The sequence below is a fragment of the Bacteroidota bacterium genome (genome assembly GCA_034723125.1).
Classification (GTDB): Bacteria; Bacteroidota; Bacteroidia; order CAILMK01; family JAAYUY01; genus JAYEOP01.
Genome location: JAYEOP010000313.1, coordinates 1 through 2,713 on the forward strand (window position 1 = coordinate 1; position 2,713 = coordinate 2,713).

The following is a 2,713-nucleotide window of genomic DNA, read 5'->3' on the forward strand; positions in this document are numbered from 1 at the left end:
TTTTGCCCCATTGTCAATTATTGCATTCCACTCTTGGTCTGTTCCCGGCAAAAATCCCGGTACATCAATAAAAACTAATAAAGGAATATTAAAAGCATCGCAAAATCTAACAAAACGAGCAGCTTTTTTTGAAGAATTTATATCAAGAACACCGGCAAGAAAAGCAGGTTGATTAGCAACAATACCAATACTTCTACCACCTATTCGTGAAAAACCTACAACAATATTTTCAGCAAAATCTTTATGTATTTCAAAAAATGAATTTTCATCAACAGTTAAATCAATAACCTCTTTAATATCGTAAGGAGTATTAGGATTATCGGGAATAATTGAATTTAATCCCTCAACAATTTCAGTTTTCGTATTTTTGTATGGTAATAATGGCGGTTCTTCTTCACAATTTTGAGGCATATAAGAAAGGAGTGTTTTCACATCTTCAATAGCTTTCATTTCGTTATCACAGCTAACATGAGAAACACCTGATTTTACACCGTGAGCATCCGAGCCACCAAGATCTTCCATTGACACTTCCTCATGAGTAACAGTTTTTACAACATTTGGTCCTGTAACAAACATGTGAGAAGTATTTTTTACCATTAGCACAAAATCGGTAATTGCCGGTGAATAAACAGCACCACCTGCACAGGGTCCCATTATTGCGGAAATTTGAGGAATAACACCTGATGCAAGAGTATTTCTGTAAAAAATATCTGCATATCCACCCAATGAAACAACACCTTCTTGAATTCTTGCACCACCCGAGTCATTAAGTCCAATAACAGGTGCACCGTTTTTCATAGCAAGGTCCATAATTTTCACAATTTTTTCAGCATATTTTTCAGCAAGCGAACCACCAAAAACAGTAAAATCTTGAGAAAAAACATAAACCAATCTTCCATTAACAGTACCGTATCCGGTAATTACACCATCGCCAAGAGGTCTTTGTTTTTCAAGTCCAAACTCTTTTGACCTATGTTTTACAAACATTCCCATTTCCTGAAAAGAACCTTCATCTAATAAAAAATGAAGTCTCTCACGAGCTGTTAATTTACCTTTATTATGTTGTACATCTATTCTTTTTTGTCCGCCACCCAACAATGCTTCCTTACGTTGTTCTTCAAGTTTTTTTATTTTATCTGTCATAATTTAAGTTTTCTCTTTGAAAAAATTATTATTCAAAAATAGCAAAATTCAAATAAATGATTGTAATTTTGTTCAAGATATTTAAATATTTTTATTTTTCAATTTTAGAATTTATGAAAAAAGTACTTGTTGCAAACCGTGGTGAAATTGCCTTAAGAGTTATGCGTTCTTTACGTGAAATGGGAATAAAAACCGTTGCCGTTTATTCAGATGCCGACCGTTCCTCACCTCATGTTCGCTATGCCGATGAAGCGGTAAATATAGGACCTCCCCCCTCTTCCGAATCTTACCTTTTGGGTGATAAAATACTAAAAATTGCCAAGGAACTAAATGTTGATGGAATACATCCCGGATATGGTTTTCTTTCTGAAAATGCAGACTTTGCACAAAAGGTTGAAAACGAAAATATTACTTTTATAGGACCCACTCCCTCTGCAATAAAAATAATGGGAAATAAACTTGCAGCAAAAGATGCTGTAAAAGAATTTGATATTCCAATGATACCGGGAACAGATTACGCAGTAAGTGATACTGCAAAAGCCATGAAAATTGCAAAAGAAATTGGATTTCCAATATTGATAAAAGCTGCTGCCGGTGGTGGTGGCAAAGGAATGAGAGTTGTTGAAAAAGAAGAAGAATTGAAAGAACAGATGGAAAGAGCCATTAGTGAAGCAAAATCTTCTTTTGGTGACGGTTCTGTATTTATTGAAAGATATGTTGCTTCTCCAAGACATGTAGAAATACAAATTCTTGCTGATAAACATGGAAATATTGTTCATCTTTTTGAAAGAGAATGTTCAATTCAAAGAAGACATCAAAAAATTATTGAGGAAGCTCCTTCTGCAATTTTAACAGAAGAGTTGAGAGAAAAAATGGCTAAGAGTGCAATTGATGTTGCAAGGGCTGTTGATTATGTTGGTGCAGGAACAGTTGAGTTTCTTCTTGATGAAAAAATGAATTATTATTTTCTTGAAATGAACACACGTTTGCAAGTAGAACACACAGTTACCGAATATATTACACACACTGATTTAGTATCTGAACAAGTAAAAATTGCAAGAGGCGAAAAATTAAGCTTAAAGCAAAAAGATATTAAAATAAGAGGTCATGCAATAGAAGTAAGAGTTTATGCTGAAGATCCTGCAGAAAATTTTAGCCCTGCCGTAGGTACATTAAATACTTATATTCCTCCAAAAGGAAAAGGAGTTAGAGTTGATGATGGCTATGAAGAAGGAATGGAAGTATCAATTTATTACGACCCTATGATTGCAAAGCTTATAACTTACGGAGAAACAAGAGATATTGCAATAAAACGAATGATAAGAGCCATAGGTGAATATAGAATTTCCGGAGTTAAAACAATTTTACCCTTCTGTGTTTTTGTTATGAAACACCAAGCATTTATTGATGCAAAATTTGACACTCATTTTGTAAGTGAGCATTTTGAACCTGAATTTTTAAATCAAGATATTCATGAAGAAGCAGAAATAGCCGCAATGTTAGCTGCAAAAATAATTAATGAAGATAAAAAGAAAAGTGCTGAAATAATTAATACTACAACAGGCACAAA

The 2,713-nt window shown here is 33.8% G+C and carries 2 protein-coding genes; one reads left to right on the forward strand and one right to left on the reverse strand.

The genetic code is table 11. The features are described from left to right. On the reverse strand, positions 1-1,143 hold a 1,143-nt coding region (locus U9R42_08865), incomplete at its 3' end, for an acyl-CoA carboxylase subunit beta (protein MEA3496129.1). Positions 1,144-1,256: 113 nt separating this feature from the next. Between U9R42_08865 and U9R42_08870 the strand changes: the two genes are divergently transcribed. Then, the coding region (locus tag U9R42_08870; GenBank protein ID MEA3496130.1) for an acetyl-CoA carboxylase biotin carboxylase subunit at positions 1,257-2,713 on the forward strand (1,457 nt) is incomplete at its 3' end.